Below are 18,625 nucleotides of genomic sequence, written 5' to 3'. Positions count from 1 at the left end.
CCGGCGAAGGCGTCCTTATAAACGCCTTCGCCGGCAAGCCGGGCTCCTACAAATCAAATGCCGGTTGCCAGGGCAACCGGCGGTGGGTGTCAGACCGCCACGCCACGGATGATCGAAACGGTGCAGTGATAGATGTGCGATTTGGCCGCCAGGCACCAGTTCACATCGTTGTTGTTGAACGGGCGGTAGGCCGGTTCTTCACTGTCGTTGCGGGTGCAGGCGCACTGCGCGCAGCTTTGCTTACCGCAGCAGTCGTTGTACGAAATGATGTAGTCCTTGCCGTCGGCCGGGTTTCGGCAGGTGCCGATCCAGGTCACTTGCGAGGCTTCGGTGCCCGGTGGGCAGGACGTCACCGATCCGCCGCAGCAGCTGCACAGAAAACCGTCGATGGAACAGTAGCGCCAGTAGTCGCAACTGTTCGGATCACCCGGGTCACCGGCCTTCGGGTCAGTGGCGGCCAGCGCCTTGCTGGTGCGATCCAGGGGCAGCAGCAGGGGCAGGGCGGCACCGGCCACCATCAGCGAGCCCATGCGCGACAGCAGTTTGCGGCGCGAAGTAGTGTCGGCAACACGGCGCGTCGAGCGCTCGAACAACAGATCCAGCAGTTTCATGAAGGTCTCCCTGCCTTATCAGTGGCTATGGCCGTGGCTGTGGTCATGGTCGTGGGGCTGCGCGTTGAGGTATTGCTGCAGCGTGGCGTGCTTCAAGTGCTCAACTTCGAACAGGCTGTCCAGGTGTTCGCGGGAGTTGACCAGGCCTTTGGCGCGCAGGGTGCCGGACTTGTCGATCAGGGCGGCGTACGGCAGCTTGCCGATCTGGTAGGTCATGCCCACTTCCGGGCCGACCACGTAGGTGGCGTCTTCGAGCTTGTGTTCGCGGATCAGCGCTTGCTGGGCATCCATGTCGCCATCGCTGACGAACACCACGTCGAGCGTACCGGCCTGTTCTTTGGCGATGGATTTGATCGCCGGCAGCAAGGACTTGCAGATCGGGCAGGTCGGCGAGAGGAAAAACAGCAGTTGCGATTTTTCGCCAGCATAGCCGAAGTTCACCGGGCGGCCCTTGCGGTCGGCGGCGGTGATTTGCGGTGCGGCTTCGTTGACGGCCACGCCTTTGTCGACCATCAGCGCGCCGGCCGGCGCCAGGCGACCGTGCAGCACGCCAATCTGACGGACCAGGCCCATGACGACAAACGCCACGGCCACCAGCAGCACCCAGAGCAGAACATTGGAAACTATCAAGCCTTCCATTTCGATTACCTACCAATCAATTTGAGCAGAAGAGGGGAGTTCGCCAGCAGGCCATCGGCCGCGGCGTAAATGAGCAGCGCGACAGCGGCGGCGGCCACGGTGACGAAGCCATCGAACACAGTCATGTCACGCACCACCGGCGCCACGCTGGCCAGCAGCGCCAGCGCCACCAGCACACTGTTGCGCAGCAGCAGCACCGGGCGCAGCGGTTGTGCCTGGTCTGGACCGGCACAGCCGCAGTCGATGTCGCGACGACCGCGCCACAGGTTGATGCCGATGGCGGCGGCGTACAGCGCCAGCAGGCTGGCCGCGCTCAACGCCGCCCAGCCCCGGCTGACCGGGACCAGCAGCGCGAAAGCGATGGCCAGTTCCAGCAGCGGGATTAGCCTGGCGCTCGGGCGAACCAGTGCGGCAGGCAGCAGTTGATAATCCGCCAGCTGTTTGGCGAAGCGCCCCGGGGCGCGCACCTTGTGGGTCGCGGCACTGGCCAGCAGCGCCGAAATGGCGAGGGCGCAGGCATTAATGAAGATCGGATCTGATTGCATGGGCCGAATCTCGTTTAGTAGCTCATGACCTGGGTCGCGGTTTTGGCGACCTTGGCCATGCTGCCGGTGTGCTGGTTGGTCTTGAGGTCGAAGATCTGCAAGCCACCTTCAACGTCGGTGCCCAGCAACAGCGGCTTGTCGTCGCCGGTTGCCTGCATGCTCCACACCGGTGCCGGGGCTTGCAGGGTGGCGACTTTCTTCATGGTCTTGAGATCGAAGGCCCAGATGAAGGGGCTCGGGTCTTCCCATTTCATCGGTTCGTGGGCGTCATGCATCAGCACGTACAGGCGGTTGAGCTTCGGCGCGACGGCCATCAGCTGCCAGCCGCCCGGTGCCCAGCCGGCTTTCTTTTCTTCGTCGGTGGTCAGCGACCAGCTCGGCAGGATTTTCGGCGTGTCGCCGGAGAAATCCACGGCGCGCACGGTGCCGGTGGTGGTGGTGAAGTAGTAGGTGTCGCCGACGTTGACAGCGCGCTCCACCAGTTTTTCCGCGTTCGGGTCGAAGAACGGCGTGCGGTTGCGCGCGGTTTCCTGGCCCTGGTCGTTGAGGGTCACCACCTGCAGGCTGCCGTCTCCGCACAGCGAGGCGAAGCGGCGTTTGCCCACCGGGTAGTTGAGCACGCAGCCGGGGATCGAGATTTCGCTGGCGACAGCCTTGCTCTGGGTGTCGACCACGGTCACCGAGGTCGACGGGGTGAAGTTGTAGACGTAGACGAAACGGTCATCCCCGCTGGTCTTCAGGCCGTAGCGCTGGGTCAGCGACTCGGCGCGCTTGTTCGGGATCAGCACTTCCCAGGCCGGCGACAGGGTCGAGCTGTCCCAGGCGGTCAGGACGTCGGTGCGGGTGCCGCGGGTGCCGCGCGAATACCAGATGTCGGCGCTGTAGAGCAGCTTGCCGTCATGGCTCAGGGCCGAAGGCGCGGCAAAGCCGGTCGGCACCATGCCCAGCACACGTTTCTGATCCGGGTCGACCACGGTGACACGGCCGGCGACGAAGCTTTCGAACTCGACATCGACGACAAACGCGCGGTGCGGTTCAGCGGGGAAGGCCAGGGTGGTCTGGCCGATGCCGGTGTCGGCCGGCAGGTCCGCACGGGCACTGTTCAAACCGAGTACAAGCAGGCTCAGGCCTAGCGCTGACTGTACGGAGATCCTGTTTGTTCGCATGAGGGGAACTTCCTGAATTGTTGGTAACGCGGATCGCGGGTGAGTGGGCAGATTCTGACCATCGAATAGTGCCTCGCCCGGCAATCCCAGGAATTGCCCTGCCTGCCAAGTGTTTGTGTATCTGTGCCAGTGTCATGTTGCAGGAGCGAGCTTGCTCGCGATGGACGTCAACGATAACGCGCGCTGCCTGAATGACCGGATCGTCCTGACGTTTTTCGCGAGCAAACTCGCTCCTACAGGAGGCCGGGGGTGGCCAGGGGAAGGGAAAAGCTGAATACGGCACCGCAAGGCTCCAGGTTTTGCGCCCAGATATCGCCCCGGTGACGGCCGATGATGTTCTTGCACAGCGCCAGGCCGATGCCGTTGCCGCTGACCTTGGACGAGAAGAAACCGTCGAACAGCTTCTCTTGCGCCTGGGCCTGGATGCCGCGGCCGCTGTCCTCGATGCTCACCAGCGCCATGCCGTTGTCGGCGCGGGCATGGATGCGCAGCAAACGGCGTTCGACGGGCAGGTCGGCCATTTCTTCGATCGCATTGAACGCCAGGTTGAGGATCACCTGGCCGATCAACACCTTCTCGCAGCTCACCCGCAGCGGCTCGGGAGAGGTGATGACGTCCACGCGCACCAGGCTCGGGTCGGCCCGCAGGCTGATGAAGTATCGGGTTTCGCGCAGCAACTCGTTGAGGTCGATCAGCTCTTCGCTCTGCTCCAGTTTCACTACGTAATCGCGCACGCTCTTGATGATCACCGAGGCGTGCTCGATCTGCCGCACGGCATTCTGCAGACCCCAGGCGACGCCCTGATCTGCATCGGCGGCGTTGCCCAGGCGAATCACCGCGCCCTCGATGAAATTGCGGGTGGCGGCCAGCGGTTGGCTCAGTTCATGGGCGATGGCCACGGCCATTTCGCCCATGGCGTTGTAGCGCGCCAGGTATTCGAGTTTCTGCTCGCTGACCCGCCGCGCTTCTTCGGCCTGCACCTGTTCGGTGACGTCGCGGAACAACAGCAGGTGCCCGACCAGATCGTCCTCAATCTCGATGTAGCGGCAGGTTGCGTCATGCCATCGCCACTCGCCGTCGCGCCGCTGCACTTTGTAGTGAACGCTGAACGGCGCGTGCTCCGGTGTTTCGTTGGCGAGCTGTTGCAACAGGCGCTGGCGTGAAGCGTCGTCGCACCAGCCGAGAAAATTCTTGCCCATCAGCTGACGCACTTCGCTAGCGAGCAAATGCGCGCCGGAATCGCTGATGAAGCGGATATCACCCTCGGGGCCCAGCACCGCCACGCCTTCGGCCAAGTCCTGCATGAAAGCCTTGAGCCGACTTTCGAAACGCTTGAGGTCACGCTTGACCCTGTCCTCCTTGGAGATGTCGCGAAACTGCACCATCAGCACATCGCGACCGTCCAGGTGCACCAGGGTCGCCACCGCCTCGGAAAGAATCTCGACGCCTTGCTTGGATCGATAGCACCACTCGATGGCGCGCTGGCCGGTGCGCGCGGCGCCTTCCAGCCAGCGCAGCCCCACCGAGCGCCGATACTTCGGTGCGTCGCGGGTCATGTCCGGGGCCTTGAGCGGCGTCAGTTCCCCCAGGGTAAAACCCAGCGCCGCCAGGGCGGCAGCGTTGGCCCAGAGAATTTCCTTGGTCTGCGCATCGTGAAGAATGATGCACAGCGGCATGGCTTCGATCAGCGCATAAAAATCGTTCGGTTTTGGCAAGTACATCGCACGGCCCTTGGCGGCAGAGATTTGCAGTATGGCGTTTTATACCTGCTCGCACAGCGGGATGCGCTCAGAGGTTACCGGTGTGGTTCTAGGGGTTTTCTTTAGCTGGGGGGCTGCACGCACCAATAGTTGCGCCGGCATGCGGTTTTTACACTGGACCGCAATGCAAGGGTGACTATCACCCATTACCTGTAGGAGCGAGCTTGCTCGCGAAAGGCGTCAACGATGACGCGGGCCGCCTGATTGCTCGCGGTGTCTGGTCGGCCATCGCGAGCAAGCTCGCTCCTACACAATAAGAAAAACGGAGAAAGCCCATGCTGCGTTCAGCGGTCGTGCAACAAGACGCAACGATCGGCGTTGACGAGAATGTCGTCGACAGCCCGGCCTTTGCGCAGGTACTGGAAGAAGTACGCCAACGCCGCAACGATTTCGACGCCGGCTCCCACGTGCCTCGGGACATGATCGAGCGCTTCAAGCAGGTGGGCATCTACCGCGCCGCCACGCCGAAATGCTACGGCGGCGACGCCCTGGCCCCGGCAAAGTTTCTGCAAATGATCGAGCGCATCTCCGAAGCCGACGGCTCTGCTGGCTGGGTCGCGAGCTTCGGCAGCGCCGGCGTCTATCTTGCCGCATTGCCAGCAGAAACCCTGGCTGAACTCTATTCGCAAAGCCCTGACCTGGTCTTTGCCGGCGGCCTGTTTCCGCTGCAACCGGCCGAGGTGGTAGAGGGTGGCTATCAGGTCAACGGCACCTGGAAGTTTGCCAGCGGCTGCAAAGGCGCCGACCTGCTGGGTGTGGGCATCGGTGCCGCAGGCGGCAAGCCGCGCACAGCGGTATTGCGTCCGGACCAGGTAGAGATCGTCGAGAACTGGGATGTGGTTGGCCTCAAGGGCACCGGCAGCCACGACTTGCGCGTCACCGACAAGCGCGTCGACGAGCGCTGGACCTTTATCCGGGGTGGGGCTGCAACCATTGATGAGCCGCTGTTCCGCTACCCGTCGATTGCCTACGCCGCGCAAGTGCTGGCAGTGGTCAACCTGGGCCTGGCCCGTGCTGCACTGGATGAAATCAGCCGCATGGCCGGCGGTTCGGGTATCACCGGCGCGCCGAAATTATCCGACCGCGCTTACGTGCGTATCGAAATCGCCAAGGCTGAAGCCAAGCTCAGTGCTGCGCGCGGTTTCTTCTACAACGCCACCGAACAGGTATGGAACTCGATCCTCGCGGGCAACCCGGTCACGCCGGAGCAGACCAGCTTGTTGCGCCTGTCCGCCATCCACGTGTCCCAGGCCGGTGCCGCCGTGGTGCAGAGCGCCTACAGCTTGGCCGGTACCACTGCCATTTACCTGCGCCATCCGCTGCAGCGTTACCTGCGCGACTCGATGGTGGTGACCCAGCACGCCTTCCTCAGCGAAGGGCTGTACGACGGCGCCGGCTCGGTGTTCCTCGGCGTACCGCCGTTCCCGGGCTACATCTGAATTCTCTATTTCAAAAGGATCGACACTCATGACCCAGACCACTCAAGAACCCTTGCGCGTCGTCTTCTGCATCGGCATCACCCAGAACTTTTTCGACCTGCCCACCGGCGAAGGCCTGAGCGTGTGGAAAGGCTTCAGCCAGATGATGGGTGACCTCGGCGCCATGCCCGGCATCACCGTGCTCGGCGCCATGGATGACGACCGCCTGATGGTCGGCCCGTCGACCACCTCGCCCTGGACCGTGTACATCATGGCCGACGTCGACTGCCACCAGTCGGTGATCGACGCCTGCAACCTGTTCCGCACCACGCCGGTCGGCCAATACAGCCTGTGGCGCTACGCGAAGATCGAAGCGCGCATCGGTCGTCCGCTGACCATCCCTGATGCGGCCAGGGTGTAAGCCATGAACGAGGCCTTGCTGCAGCGTCTTCAGACACTCGAAGGGGAAAGCGCAGTGCGTCGCTTGATGGCGCGCTACATGGACCTGTGCGATGTGCCGCGGGCGGTGGTTGAAGCCAGTGAATTGGCCCTGTTGTTCACCGTCGATGCGATCTGGGAAGGCGTAGGCAGCTCCACTGCGCAGACGTTTGGCCAACATCGCGGACGTGAAGCAGTGGCCGCCTTTGTCGGTGGTTACCTGCCGCCTTCGGACCACTTCCGGTTGAACCTGCATTACCTCACCAGCGAATCAATCGTGGTCGACGGCAGCACGGCGCAAGGGCAGTGGATCATGCAGCAGATCTCCACCTACGCCGATGGCCGCAACGAGCTGTTCGGCACCCGTCTGAACATCGATTTCCGCTGTGTCGACGGTACCTGGCTGATCGCGCATTTCCGTACGCAACGGCTGTTCAACACGGAGCTCAATGCATGAGTACGTTCATCAGCGAATTCCTCCTCGGTGGCAACGGCAAGCGCGTGGCCATCAAGGACTCCATCGACATCGCCGGCCATCCGACCCGCTCGGGCAGCCGTGCCTTTGCCGATGCACCCGCAGCAACTAAAAACGCCGAAGTGGTGGACGCGATCCTCAACGCCGGCTGGCAGATCGTCGGCAAGACCAACCTGCACGAACTGGCCTTTGGCGTCACCGGCATCAACGACTGGACGGGCACGCCGATCAATCCGCAAGCGCCGGATCGTGTGCCGGGCGGCTCGTCCAGCGGTTCCGCTTCGGCGGTCGCGGCCGGGTTGGCGGATATCGCCATCGGCACCGACACCGGTGGTTCGGTGCGGGTGCCGGCGGCCTGCTGCGGCATCGCCGGGCTCAAGCCGACTTACGGTCGGGTCAGTCGTGTTGGCGCACATCCGCTGGAATCCAGCCTCGATTGCGTCGGGCCGTTCGCCAAAACCATGGACGATCTGATCGCCGCCATGCAGGTGATTTGCCCGGGCTTTGAAGTGCAGGGTCTGCCGGGCGCCGGTTGCAAAGTCGCCTTCCTTGAAGTGGGCTGTGAGCCGCACCTGCAAGCCAGCCTGGGTGCCGCCGCCGACCGCGCCGGATGGCGACGCGGCAACGTGCACCTGAGCGAATTCGAGGCGGCCTTCGCCGCCGGCCTGACCGTGATCAATTTCGAAAACTGGGCAGCGTTCGGCCACCTGACCGGCAAGGGCCTGATTGGCTCCGATGTAGAAACACGCTTGCTGGTGGCCAGCCGCACTACGCGTGAAGAGCTGGCCCAGGCCGAAGCCGTGCGCACAGCGTTCACCCAGCAAGTGGACGCGGCGCTGGAAGACTTTGCCGTATTGCTGCTGCCGACGATGCCAAGCCTGCCACCCACGCTGAGTGAAGCGCGTAGCGCCAGCAAGGCCGTCGCCGGCATGACGCCGCTGGTGCGCCCCTTCAACCTCAGCGGCCACCCAGCGCTGAGCGTGCCGGTGGAACTCGATTGCGGCGGGCTCAAAGTCGGCCTGCAGATCGTCGGTCGCAAAGGTCAGGACGAACTGGTCTGCGCCTTCGGTGCGCAGCTGCAAGCCTCAACTAATCAATCATAAAAAGAAGCCATGAGGAGAACCGCATGAGCACTCATGAATACCGGCTGATCGCAACGTCGAAAAGCCCCGAAGACCTGGTCCAGCATGACCGCGTCGACGTCTCGCTGTACAACGACCCGGCGCTGTTCGAAGCCGAGCTCGAGAAGATTTTCTACCGCACCTGGGTGTGGGTTGCCCACGAAAGCGAAGTGCGCAACAGCGGCGATTTCAAGACCGCCACCATCGGCCGTCGCCCGGTGATCGTCGTTCGCGACAAGAAGAACAACATCAACGTGCTGGAAAACCGTTGCCGCCACCGTGGCGCCACCGTGTGCGAGAAGCACAAGGGCAACGCCACCGGTTTCACCTGCCCGTACCACAGCTGGTCCTATGGCCTGGACGGCAAGCTGCGCGCGTTGCCGTATCCGGATGGCTATGAAGGCATCCTGGAGAAGTCCGAACTGCCGCTGACCAGCCTGCGCGTGGAAAGCTACGCCGGCATGGTCTTCGCCAGCTACAACGACGAGATCGAGCCGCTGGAAGACTTCCTCGGCGGCGCCAGACACTGGATGGACCTGTTCATGAAACAGGGCGCCGGCTACCCGATCAAGACCCAGGGCGAACACAAGTTCAGCTTCAAGGGCAACTGGAAGATCCAGCTGGAAAACACCACCGACGGTTATCACTTCCCGATCGTGCACAAGTCGTTCATGTCGTCGGTGGATGAAGAAACCTCGGAAATGCTCTCGTTCATGACCGACGAGCAAGCCGTGACCCACTCGCTGGGCAATGGCCACAGCGTGATGGTGATGGTGCCGGAGCACGTCGATCTGGATCACGATGACGGCACCGAGCAGTTGCAGGAACGCTTCGCCCACGTCACTGACGAACTGTCGAAAACCATGCCGGCGGATCAAGTACGCCGCATCGTACGCTCGCTGCACGGCGCCGGTTTCAACCTGAACCTGTTCCCCAACATCGCCATGTCGATGTCGTTCTTCCGCGTCTTGCGTCCGGTGTCGGTCACCGAAACCGAGATCCGTCACGTCGCCCTCGGCATGGACGGCGGCCCGGAAATCGCCAACCGCGAACGCATGCGCATTCACGAACACTTCCAGGGCCCGTTCGGTTTCGGCAGCCCCGACGATGCTGAAGCCTGGGACCGCGTACAGCGCGGCTCGTACGCCGGCGTCGACGCGCCAATCCTGGTCAACCGCGGCCTGAACCGCGAAATCACCGCTGAAAACGGCGACAAGGTCAGCCACGCCACCGACGAGGGCGGCATGCGCGGTGCCTACGACATGTGGAAAAGGATGATGAGCCAATGAGTAATCAAGACACGCTGAACGGCTTTTCCGGCCCGCTGGCCCAGGCCATCGAATTCATCTGGCGCGAAGCCGAACTGCTCGACCACAAGCACTACGCCGAGTGGTCGACCCTGTGGAGCGAGAGCGGCAAGTACATCGTGCCGATCGACCCGGACACCGAGGATTTCGAAGCGACGCTGAACTACGCCTACGACGACGCACGCATGCGTGACCTGCGCATCGAACGCCTGACCGCCGGCTACTCGCCGTCGGCGGTGGACGCGGCGAAAACCATCCGCACCGTCTCGCGCTTCCGCCTGGTGGAAGCGGCTGGCGACATCGTCGAAGTCAATTCGGCGCAGTTGCTATACGCCTACAAGCGCGGGGTGCACACGCCGTTCGTGGCCGACCTGAACCACCGCATCCGCTTCACCGATGGCGTGCCGACCCTGGAGCGCAAAGTGGTGCGGCTGATCAACTCTACCGACAGCCTGAGCGCGCTCGGCTTCCTTCTGTGAGGGCAACATCATGAGTCGAGTAGCCCTCGTAACGGGTGCCTCCCGCGGACTGGGCGAGTGCATCGCCCGCCGTCTGCACGCCGCCGGTTATCACGTTGGCCTGGCGGATGTGCGCCTCGATGGCGTGCAGGCGTTGGCCGCCGAGCTGGACGGCAGCGGCGCCACGGCCGTCGCCATCGAGCTGGATGTACGCAGCAAGGCCGACTTCCAGCGCGCCCGCGACCTGCTCGCCGCGCACTGGGGCGGCACCGACATCCTGGTGAACAATGCCGGCGTGTCGAAAGTCGCGGCGCTGATGGACATCACGCCCGAAGAGTTCGACGAGTCGATGGCGATCAACCTGCGCGGCACCTTTGTCGCCTGCCAGGTGTTCGGCGCCCACTTCGCCGAACGTGGCTTTGGCCGCATCGTCAACATCGCCTCCCTGGCCGGGCAGAACGGCGGCACCGCCACCGGCGCCCATTACGCGGCGGCCAAGGGCGGCGTGGCGACGCTGACCAAAGTCTTCGCCCGTGAACTGGCGTCGCAAGGGGTGACTGTCAACAGCATCTCGCCAGGTCCCCTGGACCTGCCGGTGGTGCGCGAAACCGTGGCCCCGGAGCGTCTGGAACAGATCCTGAAAATGATCCCGGCCGGCACCCTCGGTGACCCGGCGTTCATCGCCGACAGCGTGTTGTTGTTGATCGCCGACAACGCAACGTCCGTAACCGGCGCGTGCCTGGACGTCAACGGCGGCCTGTTCATGCGCTGATGTCCAACCCGGAAAATAACCCTTGTAGGAGCCGGCTTGCCGGCGAAGGCGTCAACATAGGCGATGCAAGACTGAAGGCCGCCATCGCTGGCAAGCCAGCTCCTACAGGTGGGGCTGTGTTTAACAAGAAAATAAATAGTCAGGTGATGCAATGATGAAGGTGAAGATCGAAAGGATCGTCGACGAAGCGCTGGATATCCGTTCCTTTCGCCTCGTGCGCAGTGACGGCCAGCCGCTCGACACCTATGAACCGGGTGCCCACGTCGACCTCACCGGGCCGACCGGCGTGACCCGCCAGTACTCGCTGTGCAGCCCGCCAGAGGATCGCCGTGCCTATCTGGTGGCGGTGAAAAAAGAAGCGCAGTCGCGCGGTGGCTCCCTGGCGCTGCACGAGCAGGTGGAAGAGGGCATGGAGCTCGAAATGGGCGCGCCACGCAACCTGTTCCGTCTCGATGAAAGTGCCCGCGAACACCTGTTGTTCGCCGCCGGCATCGGCGTGACGCCGTTGCTGAGCATGGCTTATCGACTGGCGCAGAGCGGCCAGCCGTACCGCCTGCATTACTTCGCCCGTTCGGCGCAATACGCGGCGTTTACTGAGCTGTTGGCGACGAAGTTCGCCGACAATGTGCAATTCCACTACGGCGTGGAACCGGCGGACCTGGACGGCGCATTGAGCGCCTGCCTGGAACACGCCAATCCTGCGGCGCACGTCTACACCTGCGGCCCGGCACCGTTCATGAACAAAGTGGTGGAAGTGGCCGCGCGCACCCGTTCCGACGACGCCATTCACCTGGAACACTTCGCCGCCGACCCTGCCGCCAACAGCGCCCCGGCCGGCGGTTTTGAAGTGGAGCTGGCCAGTTCCGGCGTGGTGCTGCACGTGCCGGCCGACAGCAGCCTGGTCGACGTGCTGCAGGCTCACGGTTGCGACATCGACACCGAATGCCGCGAAGGCATCTGCGGCACCTGCATCGTCGAGGTGCTGGACGGCGTGCCGGAGCACCGCGACAACTGCCTTTCGAACAAGGAAAAAGCCTCCAACAAGCAGATCTGCGCCTGCGTTTCCCGGGCACTTTCCGCTCGTCTGGTATTGGACATTTAAGCGCTTTCTTCACTGGAAAGCTGACGCCGGAGCCTGTTGAATGGCGCCCGGCGGCCATCGAGGGAGGTGATGGCTACAGAAAAACCGTGTTAGCGAACCGCTCGACGAAGCGGTCGAGAAATAACAACAAAAAACCTGAGGCTTTGCGGACATGACTACAGCATCGACGGTGCGCAATGAGGCGTTCGAAAGTTGGTTGAGCCAGGTGAACCAGGCCTGCGGGCGTTTCGACGCCCGGGCGCTGGACACCGACTTCTATGGCCAATTGACGGAATTTCGTAGCGGCGCGATCAACCTCAGTGTGGTCGACATGGCGCACGTGCATCTGTATCGCACCAGCAAGGACGTCAGCACCAGCAGCGACGGCCATTACTACGCGGTGTTCCAGCTGCGCGGCAGTTCGCACCTGGAGCAGGGCGACAACCGCGCGCAACTGGGCTGTGGCGACATCGCCCTGATCGACGCCAGCCGCCCGAGCGACATGATCTACAACGACGATTGCCGACAGCTGTCGCTGATTCTGCCGCGCCAGGTGGTGGAACGGGGTTCGCACTTCAACGCGGTCAACTGCGCCACGCGCATCGGCGCCAACAGCCCCCTGGCGGCGATGGCCAATAGGCTGGTGCTGGAGACTCGCCAGCAGGAAGGGCTGGACATGCAGGAAAGCGAAGCGGTGCTCGACGCCCTGGCCAGCCTGTTGCTGCCGGGGATCAGCGCCCGTGAAAGCGCTGCCGATTCCCATGAGCGGCAGTTCCGCAAGATCATCGCCTTCATCGACGCGCACCTGAGCGACGAAGAACTGTGCCCGGAACTGATCGCCCGTGAAGTGGGCATTTCCGTGCGCGGCCTGTACCGGATGTTCTCCAAGCGCGGCCTGGTGGTGGCGCAATACATCAAGCACCGACGGCTGGACTTCTGCGCGGAAAACCTGCGCCGCAGCGATGTCGAGCAGAAGCTGTCGGCGCTGTGTTATGCCTGGGGGTTCTCGGATTCAAGCTACTTCTCGTCGGCCTTCAAATCGCGCTTTGGCGTGTCCCCGGGGGCCTATCGCAAGCGCTACAGCCAGCACTGACACCCGCCATTGATGCTGAGACTACTGGCCCCTTCGCGAGCAAGCCCGCTCCCACATTTGATCCGCGTCGTACATAGATCCAATGTGGGAGCGGGCTTGCTCGCGAAGGCGGCGGGACAGTCAACCTGATTTTTGAGACTGTACTCGATAGTCAATGCCGCGCCGGCTCATCCACCGGCAAATGCAGCACTTCGCGCACCAGCATGGCAATGCTGCTCACGCCCATCTTCTCCTTGATCTTGGTGCGGTGCACGTCAACGGTCTTCACGCTGATGTTCAGCTCCCGGGCGATCACCTTGCTGGCCTTGCCATCGATCACCAGCATCAACACTTCCCGCTCGCGGCTGGTCAGCAGCGCCAGCTTGCCCTGCAGGTTCTGCCGCTGTTGCTGGTCGGCCTGGGCGTGCACGGCGGTCTTTAGCGCCGCCTGGATGCGGTCGATCATCTGCTGCGGGTTGTAGGGCTTCTCGACGAAGTCCAGGGCGCCGTTCTTCATCGCCGTGACCGACATCGGAATGTCGCCATGGGCCGAGACGAAAATGGTCGGCAAGGTGCTGCCGCGCTGGTTGAGGATCTCCTGCAACTGGAAACCGCTGGTTTCCGGCATGCGCACATCCAGCACCAGGCAAGCGGGCTGCTGGGGGTCGTACTGGCTGAGGAACTCATCGGCGCCAGCGAAGCACTGCGCCTGCACGCTGACCGACTCCAGCAGCCAGGCCAGAGAGGTGCGCAGGTCCTTGTCATCGTCAACGATGTAAACAATCGGTTTGCGGGTTTGCATCAGGGCTGCCACGAAAATTCTAATTATTGTTTTCGCACGCGAACGCGCGGCACGCATCGGCTGTGTGTTTTCCAGCCTGTAAGCAGAATACCCACTGTCGGCGGCCCTTGCGATAAAGAAACCACCTAGTCGACTAGCGGAAACCCAACCTCGCCATGGGGATCGTCAGAATGGTTGCAGCGCGCGCGCAGCCTTAGTCTTGTTCCATCACCTACGGGCCGCTTCAAAGCGGTCCTCCTGAAGGAAGGGGCATCGACATGGCCGACCTGAGCCAGCAGCAAATCGACTTTCGCAACGCCATGGCGCAGCTGCCTGCTGCGGTGAACATCATCACCACCAATGGCCCGGGCGGCCGCTGCGGCATCACCGCCAGCGCCGTGTGCTCGGTCACCGACTCGCCGCCCACGGTGCTGGTGTGCGTCAACCGCAACAGCGCCACCCACGACGTGTTCCGCACCAACGGTCGCCTGTGCGTCAACGTGCTGTGTGGCGAACAGGAAGAGCTGGCCCGTCACTTCGCCGGCATGACCCAGGTGCCCATGGCTGAACGTTTTGCCTGGGACCTGTGGGACGACGGCGCCGCCGAAGTGCCGGTGCTGCGCGATGCCCTGGTGCAACTGCAGGGGCGGATCAGCGAGTGCAAGGAAGTGGGTTCGCACTCGGTGATGTTCGTGGAGCTGGATAATGTCGGCGTGCGGGAGCCGCGCGATAGCCTGGTGTATTTCAACCGCTTGTTCCATCGCCTTGAGCATGCCAGCGCGGCTTGATTGAGACCACGTCATCGTTCTTCGCGAGCAAGCCCGCTCCCACACTCGATCTCCAGTGAACACAAAGTCTGTGTTCGACGAGGACCAAATGTGGGAGCGGGCTTGCTCGCGAAAGCGGTGGATCAGGCCTGCAGATATTCCCGAGCCAACCTGCACGCCCGCTCAATCAACATCGGCGCCATTTCAATCGCCGTCGGCGTGCCCTGGCGGGTATGAATCCAGCCCAGGTACGTGGTGCCGCGCAGCATCAAAAACAGCGCCAGCGTCTTTCGATCCGCCTCGGTCAGCGGCTTGAGCGCGTGGTAACCCTCCAGCAGCGCCGCCTTGATCTGTTCATAACGCGGGTCATCGAGACAGAAGTACAGGGCGGTGGCCAGCTCAAACATGTGCCAGCCGAACCCGGCGTCGTCGAAGTCGATCAGGCGCAACTGCGGGCCTTCGATCAGCAGGTTTTCCGGGACCAGGTCGGCGTGGATCATGCCGAAGTTGCCCAGGTGCCGGCCGTATTGCCGCAAGTCACGCCGGGCCGTGCGCCGGGCCTGTTGCAGCAGGTCCCGTTGCTCATCGCCCAGATGCTCCAGCTCCCAGAATCGCCCCCAGAACGGATTCGCCCCGATCAGGCCTTCCTCGTCCCAGGCATGCCGGACAAACTCGTCCGGCTGCTGCCAATCCGCCGAATGCAGATGAATGCGCGCCGCCATCTTGCCGGCCTCGGCAAACAGAAAGTCGATCTCGGTGTCGGCCTGCACCCCAGCCTCCGAGGTGCCGGCAGTAGCGCCCGGCAACCAGGCGAGCATGTCGACATGCCGTTGGCCGATCTCGACATGGCTCACTTCGATCAGGTGGCGCTGGTCCTGGGCGCGAATGATCTGCGGCACGGTAATCCCCGCGCTTTTCAACGCCTCCATCCATTGCAGCTCGGAGCGCAGCGCCGCTTCGCAGTGATAGCCGTTGCGATGGATACGCAGGGCTACGCGCTGGCCGTCGTGGCGGCGGGCAGAGAACACCGCGTTCTCGCGGAATTTCACCAGTTCGATGTCGCCGAACTCGCCCTCCCAGTGTTGCAGGGCGTGGCGCGCCAGATCGTGCAACCGGGCGACTTGCTGATCATGGTTCAGGGTATGGAATTCAGTCATGGCAGAGGCCTCAAATTGCGCTCAGGGCGTGGTCCAGGGTGTCGACGAACAGGTCGGCGTGCTCGCGGCTGAACACCAGCGGCGGGCGCAGCTTGAGAATGTTGTCGCCGGCGCCGATCTTGCTGATCAGCACGCCGTTCTCGCGCATGTCATTGACGACCTTGCGCGCTTCCAGCCCGGCGGGTTCCTTGCTGGCGTGGTCGCGCACCAGCTCCATGGCGAAGAACAGGCCCTTGCCACGCACGTCGCCGATGATCGAGTGCTTGCCTGCCAGCCCTTGCAGGCGTTGCTGCACGTAGGCGCCGACGTTTTGCGCGTTGCGCAGCAGTTGCTGGTCCTCGATCACGTCCAGCACCGCCATGCCGACCGCCGCCGCGACAGGCGAGCCGCCGAAGGTGTTGAAGTACATGGCGTTGCGGCCGAAGGACTCGACCAGCGCTTTGTGTGTGATCAGCCCCGCCAGCGGGTAGCCGTTACCCATGGGTTTGCCCAGGGTGACGATGTCCGGCACGACGCCGTGGGCCTGATGGCCCCAGAGATGATCGCCGGTGCGGCCGAACCCCGATTGCACTTCATCGGCGATGAACAGGCCACCGGCGGCGCGGATCAACTCGGCGGCCTTGGCGACGAAACTCGCCGGCACCCGGGGCAAGCCTTCGTTGGCGAACAGGGTATCGATCAGCAACGCGGCCGGGCGAATGCCCTGGGCCTGCAGCGAGGCGATGGCGGCCGCGATGTTGGCCGCGTATTGCTCGGCCAGCTGCGTTTCGGCGGTGCCGGCCGGCGCGTGGTACAGGCAGGGAATCGGCACGGCGCGGGCATGGGCGGCGAAGGGTTCCGGTGAGGGCAGGGCGGTGGTGACTTCGGCCAGCGACGCCGAGTTGCCGTGGTAGTTATAGTCACTGACGATGATGCCGGTGCCGCCGCTGGCGTAGCGCGCCAGGCGCAGCGCCAGTTCGTTGGCCTCGGTGCCGGTGCAGGTGAACATCGCGGTGTCCAGCGGTTGCCCGAAGGTCGCGGTCAAGCGCTCGGCATAACGCACCACCTGCTCGTCGAGGTAGCGCGTGTGGATGTTCAGCGTGGTGGCCTGGCGGTGCATGGCGTCGGTCACGTGGGGGTTGCAGTGGCCGACGCAGGGCACGTTGTTGTAGACGTCGAGGTAGCGGCGCCCCTCGACGTCGAACAGCCACACGCCTTCGCCGCGCACCAGGTGCAGGGGCTTGTCGTAGAACAGCGGCGAGGCGCTGCCGAGCACGCGGTGACGGCGTTGCAACAGGGTGGCTTCAAGCATGGTCTGGAACCTCGATGACAGGGCTGCGACGGGCGCGCAGCAGGAAGTTGAAAATGCACAGGACGAAGGTCGCCCCGAGGGCGATCAGCATCAGCAGGTCGAGTTGGAAGCAGGCGGCGATCACCACCAGCGTCAGCGCCAGGCCCAGCCAGGCGACGACTGTGCCGCCGGCCAGGGTGAATGGGCGTGGCAGGTCCGGCTGGTTGCGCTTGATGCGCAGGTAGGCGCCGAAAATGAACAGGTAGCAGACGTTGAGCAGCAGGACCACGGCGAGCATCACGGTGGCCGGATCGACTTCCGAGAGCGGGAGGCCGATGGCGCCGATCAGCAACAGCGCCGGCCAGGGCGTGCCGCGCTTGCCGGTCTTGCCCAGCCACTGCGGGAACAGGCCGTCGCGTGCCATCGCGAACAGCTGCCGGGAGGCCGCGTAAACCAGGGAGAAGAAGGTCGCGATCAAACCGAACACGCCGCCGCAGCCAATCACCTTGGCCAGCCACGAGTCCGCACCGAACGCGCTGTTGCTGGACATCGCCGCGTACAGCGGATCGCCCGCCGAGCCCACCAACTCGACACCGCCAGCGCCCGGTGCGCACACCAGCACCACCAACGCGGTGACCAACAGGGTGCCGATGGCGGCAAGAATGCCGCGTGGCATCGTACGGCCGGGGTTTTCAGCTTCTTCCGCCGCCGAACCGGTCTGCTCGACGGTGATGAACAGCCAGATCGCGAAAGGCACGCAGGCGAAGACGCCGCCGAGGCTGACCGGGGTGGCGACATTGGCGGGCAACGCCAGCAGGTTGGCCAGTTGGACATGCGGTGCCATGGCCACGCCGAAGGTCAGCAGGGCGACGACGGCGATCACACCGGCAATGAACGTCAGGCCCATGGCCTCACCCACGCCGCGCAGGTGGATGCCAATGATTACCGCGAACAGGACGATCTTCACCGGCCAGCCACCAAGCCCGAAAATCGACTCGGTATAGGCACAAATGAAGGTCGCCGCCGCGCCGGTGCCGATGGTCAAGGCCAACGCACAGGCCACGCCGACCAGGTAACCCACGAACGGCCCGAAGGCACTTTGCGCATACACGAACACACCGCCGGCGCTGGGCAACGCGGTGGACAGTTCCGCCACACACAACGCCAGCCCACCGCACAACAGCGCCATCAACAAAGTGGCGACCAGCATGTTCAACCAACCACCGGCCGCCAGCCCAAAGTTCCAGCCGGAAAACTGCCCGGCCACCACCAACGCAATTCCAAGGCCGGCGATCTTTGGCCAGCCCAACGCACTTTTCTTGAGCACAGAAGTCTCCCGCGACCCGAGGGCCGATTTATTGTTTTAGTGAGGAATGGAGGGGTTCAGCGTTGCTTTACGCGCTTCGATACTACGCGTGGGGTGCGACGCGGCATGTTTGTGCGCATGCCAGGTGGTTGGTTGTGGGTGCCAGATTGGGTGAGGCTTTTCAGTCCGCAGCAGATCCTTGTAGGAGCTGGCTTGCCGGCGAAGGCGGAGTGTCAGTCGCCAGGGATGTTGGAAGTAATGGCCTCATCGCCAGCAGGCTGGCTCCCACAGGGGGATCTTGAGTGAACACGGGATTTGTGTGTGGCAAAGATCAAAGTGTGGGAGTGAGCCTGCTCGCGATGGCGGAGTGTCAGTCGCCAGGGATGTTGGATTTGATGGCCTCTTCGCGAGCAAGCCCGCTCCCACAGGGATCTTCAGTGAACACGGGATTTGTGTGTGGCAAAGATCAAAGTGTGGGAGT

The 18,625-nt window shown here is 63.3% G+C and carries 19 protein-coding genes; 10 read left to right on the top strand and 9 right to left on the bottom strand.

Annotated elements, in window-relative coordinates:
• Positions 1 to 89 precede the first annotated feature (89 nt).
• The 5 genes from SOP85_RS28800 to SOP85_RS28780 all read right to left on the bottom strand — a co-directional run bounded on the left by SOP85_RS28800 (position 90) and on the right by SOP85_RS28780 (position 4,682).
• Positions 90 to 611, bottom strand: coding sequence for a methylamine dehydrogenase light chain (locus SOP85_RS28800; RefSeq protein ID WP_027620621.1), 522 nt, complete (start codon positions 609 to 611; stop codon positions 90 to 92).
• 18 nt (positions 612 to 629) lie between these two features.
• Positions 630 to 1,250, bottom strand: a complete 621-nt coding sequence (gene mauD, locus SOP85_RS28795) for a methylamine dehydrogenase accessory protein MauD (RefSeq protein WP_075949195.1) — start codon at positions 1,248 to 1,250, stop codon at positions 630 to 632.
• 5 nt (positions 1,251 to 1,255) lie between these two features.
• Entirely contained in the window at positions 1,256 to 1,795 is a 540-nt protein-coding gene (locus SOP85_RS28790) for a MauE/DoxX family redox-associated membrane protein (protein WP_323629104.1), read from the bottom strand.
• 14 nt (positions 1,796 to 1,809) lie between these two features.
• Entirely contained in the window at positions 1,810 to 2,961 is a 1,152-nt protein-coding gene (locus tag SOP85_RS28785; RefSeq protein WP_323629102.1) for an amine dehydrogenase large subunit, read from the bottom strand.
• 233 nt (positions 2,962 to 3,194) lie between these two features.
• Positions 3,195 to 4,682, bottom strand: coding sequence for a sensor histidine kinase (locus SOP85_RS28780; RefSeq protein ID WP_323629100.1), 1,488 nt, complete (start codon positions 4,680 to 4,682; stop codon positions 3,195 to 3,197).
• A 314-nt stretch (positions 4,683 to 4,996) separates the two neighbouring features.
• Here SOP85_RS28780 and SOP85_RS28775 point away from each other — a divergent pair, with 314 nt between their 5' ends.
• The 9 genes from SOP85_RS28775 (at position 4,997) to feaR (ending at position 12,884) form a co-directional block, all read left to right on the top strand.
• Positions 4,997 to 6,160, top strand: a complete 1,164-nt coding sequence (locus SOP85_RS28775; RefSeq protein WP_323629099.1) for an acyl-CoA dehydrogenase family protein — start codon at positions 4,997 to 4,999, stop codon at positions 6,158 to 6,160.
• Between the two features lie 28 nt (positions 6,161 to 6,188).
• Complete coding sequence (locus SOP85_RS28770) at positions 6,189 to 6,560, top strand: hypothetical protein (RefSeq protein WP_046816379.1); 372 nt, start codon at positions 6,189 to 6,191, stop codon at positions 6,558 to 6,560.
• A gap of 3 nt (positions 6,561 to 6,563) precedes the next feature.
• A complete protein-coding gene (locus SOP85_RS28765) occupies positions 6,564 to 7,034 on the top strand; it encodes a nuclear transport factor 2 family protein (RefSeq protein ID WP_323629097.1) in 471 nt (156 codons plus the stop codon).
• Positions 7,031 to 8,155 carry an amidase gene (locus tag SOP85_RS28760; RefSeq protein WP_323629096.1) on the top strand — a complete coding sequence of 375 codons (1,125 nt, stop codon included), beginning with the start codon at positions 7,031 to 7,033 and terminating at the stop codon, positions 8,153 to 8,155. The genes SOP85_RS28765 and SOP85_RS28760 overlap by 4 nt, the downstream gene beginning before the upstream one ends.
• A 23-nt stretch (positions 8,156 to 8,178) precedes the next feature.
• Entirely contained in the window at positions 8,179 to 9,462 is a 1,284-nt protein-coding gene (locus SOP85_RS28755; protein ID WP_323629095.1) for an aromatic ring-hydroxylating oxygenase subunit alpha, read from the top strand.
• Positions 9,459 to 9,959, top strand: a complete 501-nt coding sequence (locus tag SOP85_RS28750) for an aromatic-ring-hydroxylating dioxygenase subunit beta (RefSeq protein WP_323629093.1) — start codon at positions 9,459 to 9,461, stop codon at positions 9,957 to 9,959. The genes SOP85_RS28755 and SOP85_RS28750 overlap by 4 nt, the downstream gene beginning before the upstream one ends.
• Positions 9,960 to 9,969: 10 nt before the next feature.
• Entirely contained in the window at positions 9,970 to 10,710 is a 741-nt protein-coding gene (locus SOP85_RS28745; protein WP_323629092.1) for an SDR family NAD(P)-dependent oxidoreductase, read from the top strand.
• 151 nt (positions 10,711 to 10,861) lie between these two features.
• Positions 10,862 to 11,812, top strand: coding sequence for a PDR/VanB family oxidoreductase (locus SOP85_RS28740; RefSeq protein ID WP_323629091.1), 951 nt, complete (start codon positions 10,862 to 10,864; stop codon positions 11,810 to 11,812).
• A gap of 151 nt (positions 11,813 to 11,963) precedes the next feature.
• Positions 11,964 to 12,884 (top strand): transcriptional regulator FeaR, encoded by a 921-nt coding sequence (gene feaR / locus SOP85_RS28735; protein WP_323629090.1) that lies wholly within the window; start codon positions 11,964 to 11,966, stop codon positions 12,882 to 12,884.
• Between the two features lie 151 nt (positions 12,885 to 13,035).
• Here the strand turns inward: feaR and SOP85_RS28730 are convergent, their stop codons facing one another.
• The gene (locus tag SOP85_RS28730) at positions 13,036 to 13,665 is read right to left on the bottom strand and encodes a response regulator transcription factor (RefSeq protein ID WP_274076163.1); all 630 of its coding nucleotides are present in this window, start codon (positions 13,663 to 13,665) and stop codon (positions 13,036 to 13,038) included.
• 257 nt (positions 13,666 to 13,922) lie between these two features.
• On the opposite strand from SOP85_RS28730, the gene hpaC reads away from it, so the two are divergent.
• Positions 13,923 to 14,432 (top strand): 4-hydroxyphenylacetate 3-monooxygenase, reductase component, encoded by a 510-nt coding sequence (gene hpaC, locus SOP85_RS28725; protein WP_323629087.1) that lies wholly within the window; start codon positions 13,923 to 13,925, stop codon positions 14,430 to 14,432.
• A 122-nt stretch (positions 14,433 to 14,554) separates the two neighbouring features.
• Here the strand turns inward: hpaC and SOP85_RS28720 are convergent, their stop codons facing one another.
• From SOP85_RS28720 to SOP85_RS28710, 3 genes are read right to left on the bottom strand one after another with little or no spacing between them, the layout of a single operon-like run.
• Positions 14,555 to 15,568 (bottom strand): phosphotransferase enzyme family protein, encoded by a 1,014-nt coding sequence (locus tag SOP85_RS28720; protein ID WP_323629086.1) that lies wholly within the window; start codon positions 15,566 to 15,568, stop codon positions 14,555 to 14,557.
• A gap of 10 nt (positions 15,569 to 15,578) precedes the next feature.
• Positions 15,579 to 16,859 carry an aspartate aminotransferase family protein gene (locus tag SOP85_RS28715; RefSeq protein WP_323629083.1) on the bottom strand — a complete coding sequence of 427 codons (1,281 nt, stop codon included), beginning with the start codon at positions 16,857 to 16,859 and terminating at the stop codon, positions 15,579 to 15,581.
• Entirely contained in the window at positions 16,852 to 18,165 is a 1,314-nt protein-coding gene (locus SOP85_RS28710; protein WP_323629082.1) for an amino acid permease, read from the bottom strand. The genes SOP85_RS28715 and SOP85_RS28710 overlap by 8 nt, the downstream gene beginning before the upstream one ends.
• Between the last annotated feature and the right edge of the window lie 460 nt (positions 18,166 to 18,625).

It is taken from the genome of Pseudomonas sp. YuFO20, from assembly GCF_035064975.1.
Taxonomy (GTDB): domain Bacteria; phylum Pseudomonadota; class Gammaproteobacteria; order Pseudomonadales; family Pseudomonadaceae; genus Aquipseudomonas; species Aquipseudomonas putida_AE.
The sequence above is the reverse complement of the archived record's forward strand: the minus strand, read 5'-3'. Positions and strand labels throughout refer to the sequence as shown.